At 58.8% G+C, this 2,585-nt stretch carries 3 protein-coding genes; all 3 read left to right on the plus strand.

Translation table 11 applies throughout. From position 1 onward, the window contains the following. Nucleotides 1-83 precede the first annotated feature (83 nt). From tnpA to tnpC, 3 genes are read left to right on the plus strand one after another with little or no spacing between them, the layout of a single operon-like run. Entirely contained in the window at nt 84-530 is a 447-nt protein-coding gene (gene tnpA / locus MOV63_RS32335) for an IS66-like element accessory protein TnpA (RefSeq protein WP_163982726.1), read from the plus strand. Further along, complete coding sequence (gene tnpB, locus MOV63_RS32340; protein ID WP_130827563.1) at nt 511-864, plus strand: IS66 family insertion sequence element accessory protein TnpB; 354 nt, start codon at nt 511-513, stop codon at nt 862-864. Before tnpA ends, tnpB begins: the two co-directional genes overlap by 20 nt. Nucleotides 865-916: 52 nt before the next feature. Continuing rightward, on the plus strand, nt 917-2,506 hold the full coding sequence (gene tnpC, locus MOV63_RS32345) for an IS66 family transposase (RefSeq protein ID WP_247039827.1): 1,590 nt from the start codon (nt 917-919) through the stop codon (nt 2,504-2,506). Nucleotides 2,507-2,585 lie beyond the last annotated feature (79 nt).

Below are 2,585 nucleotides of genomic sequence, written 5' to 3' on the forward strand. Positions count from 1 at the left end.
GTAAGCGCGAATTTCTCCGCACCTTCTGTATTTGAGTGAGCTTTGGCATGTGGTGTCCACTTAAAAGAGGTGGACACCAAGTTATGGATGAAGGTCAAAAACTCGCGGTACGGCTGGTCGGTCTGAATGGAAGACGCCGCTTCGATCAAGGGTCGAAGGATCGCCTTGTTGCTGCCTGCCTTGAGCCCGGCGCATCGGTATCGAAACTAGCGCGAGAACACGGGGTCAATGCGAACCTCGTTTGGAAATGGATCAGGAAGCACACCCAAGCCCATCCATTATCGCCGTCTTCGACATCTGCGTTTATCCCCGTTCAGGTCGCCGCCCCGAGCAGGGAGTTCGACATTGAGATGCCTGCCGCGGATCGCGAAGAGCGATTGCCGGGAATGGACAGGAACGGCCCGCTTTCCTCTCCAGCAAAGGTGAGCGCGTCCCTGCCCAATGGTGTGAGACTGACGCTGGAGTGCAATGATCTCAGCGGATTGACGGCGATAATCGGAGCGTTGGGTCATGTTCAGACTGGGCGCTGATCTCAAGGTCTACCTGCATCGCGAACCGATCGACTTTCGGGCAGGCATCAATAGCCTTGCGGTCCTGGTCCAGGAGACGATGGCACTGGACCCGTTTGCTCCGGCGGTGTTTGCCTTCTGCAACCGCCGTCGGGATAGGGTGAAGCTGCTGTTCTTTGATCGCTCGGGCTTTGTGTTGATCCTGAAGCGGTTGACGGAAGACAAGTTCCGATGGCCGCGCCGAGAGGTGCCGGTGGTTAGACTGACGACCGAGCAACTGCACTGGATTCTCGACGGGATCGATATCGATGCGATGATCCGCCATCCCGTGCGGCAATATCAGATCGCTGGCTGAGGTGGCGTGTTGATCTGTTGACGCGGCGACGCGGTTCAGATTCAAAACTGGGATGACCCAAACCGGCGAACCTGATGTTGCAGAGCTGATGGCGCAGTTGGCGGCAAGTGCTGCCGAAATCGCTGCGCTCAAAGCCGAGAAGGAAGCGCTGTCACGGCGGGTCGTCAAGCTGGAAGAGGAACTGGCACTCGCAAGGCTGCATCGGTTTGCACCCCGCAGCGAAAAGCACGTCGATCGCCTCTTCAACGAAGCCGAAGAGGCCGCAGACGAGGATGATCCTGATCATGGCGACGACGTCGCCGATCTCCCGGATACAGGCCTGCCTGCAGTCGAAAGTGCCGCGGGTAAAAAGCGGGGCCGCAGACCTCTGCCAGAAGACCTGCCCCGCGAGCGTGTCGAATACGACCTTCCCGACGATCGGAAAGTTTGCCCTTGCTGCGACAGTCAAATGCATCGCATGGGCGAGGCCATTACCGAGCAGCTTCATATCGAGGTCAAGGCTAAGGTTCTGCAGAATGTGCGGTTCAAATACGCCTGCCGCCATTGCGACCGCACCGGCATCAACACACCTGTCGTGATCGCACCGATGCCGCCGCAACCATTGCCGGGCAGCATCGCCACCGCCTCCACGCTGGCCTTCGCACTCGTCCACAAATATGTCGACGGCACGCCGCTCTACCGCGTGGCGCAAACGTTCGAACGGGCCGGCGTACCGATCAGCCGAGGTGCTCTCGCGCACTGGGTGATCGGTTCGAGCGAGAGGCATTTGCGTCGCATCTACGATGCGCTGAGATTGCGGCTTCAGTCGCAGCCTCTCATTCATGGTGACGAGACGACAGTTCAGGTCTTGAAGGAAAAAGACAAGGAAGCCACCAGCACATCTTACATGTGGGCGTATCGCAGCAGCGACGATAGTGAGGAGCCAATCGTGCTTCTCGACTATCAACAGGGCCGCGGCCAGGTCCACCCGCAGACCTTTCTCGGTAACTATAGCGGCATATTGGTGACCGATGGATACACCGCATGGCGCACATTGCATGGCGCAACCCATGTCGGATGCATGGCCCATTCCCGGCGGCGCTTCGTCGAGGCTCTCAAAACCCGGAAGAATGGAGGCGGACCGCCGGAACAGGCGCTCCGGTTCTTCGAGCAGCTCTACCGTATCGAAAAGCAGGCAAGAGACCAAACGCCCGACGCCGGTGAAACGCAGGCCGATTGCATTCGTCGTTTCCGGCAACAGCACAGCTTGCCTGTCCTCATCGCCCTAAAGACGTGGCTCGACAATATCGCGCCGAAGGTCGTGCCGGATACCAAGCTAGGCGATGCCGTGTCCTACACCCTGAACCAATGGGATTACCTGACGCGCTACATCAGCGACGGCAGGATCCCGATCGATAACAACATTCTGGAACGCGACATCAGAGTTTTTGCGACCGGAAGAAAATCGTGGCTGTTCAGCGATACCGCTGACGGAGCCAGGGCCAGCGCCGTGATCTACAGTCTGATGCTGACCTGCCGCGCCTGTGGCGTCGACCCACTCACCTGGCTACGCCACGTGCTTGCTGAGTTGCCTCAGCGCGAAGAAGCCGCCGACATCGGCGACCTGCTGCCGTTCAACTTCTCCAAAGCCTCCGCTGCCTGACAGACCCGGATATCGCTTCGCGAAAGGGGCTGGTTCAGAGATACCGCCTACGTCAATGTGCATGGAAAATCGCGCTTAC

The organism is Neorhizobium sp. SHOUNA12A (assembly GCF_023006505.1).
Taxonomy (GTDB): domain Bacteria; phylum Pseudomonadota; class Alphaproteobacteria; order Rhizobiales; family Rhizobiaceae; genus Neorhizobium.